This is a genomic window from Bacillus sp. SIMBA_031 (assembly GCF_046535225.1).
Classification (GTDB): Bacteria; Bacillota; Bacilli; order Bacillales; family Bacillaceae; genus Bacillus; species Bacillus velezensis.
In genome coordinates this window covers 1-237 of record NZ_JAWRXC010000663.1, presented here as the reverse complement: position 1 = coordinate 237, position 237 = coordinate 1, and the positions used below count along the sequence as shown (strand labels likewise).

The 237-nt window shown below is 59.9% G+C and carries 1 protein-coding gene; it reads left to right on the top strand.

Annotation, left to right across the window (positions count from 1 at the left end):
- Nucleotides 1-21 precede the first annotated feature (21 nt).
- The coding region (locus SB724_RS21730) for a molybdopterin-dependent oxidoreductase (RefSeq protein ID WP_486304069.1) at nt 22-237 on the top strand (216 nt) is incomplete at its 3' end.

Genomic DNA, 237 nt, shown 5'->3' with positions numbered 1-237 from the left:
CGAGGTGGTGCGACTCAATCACTGCCGGACATGGCTAACGCCGACTGCATCGTCATTCAGGGTTCCAACATGGCGGAGTGCCACCCCGTGGGCTACCAGTGGGTAGCGGAAGCCAAGGCACGCGGAGCTAAAGTCATCCACGTGGATCCCCGTTTCACGCGTACGTCCGCGGTAGCTGACAAGCACATTCCCATCCGGGCTGGTTCCGACGTCGTGCTTTTGGGTGCCTTGATTAAC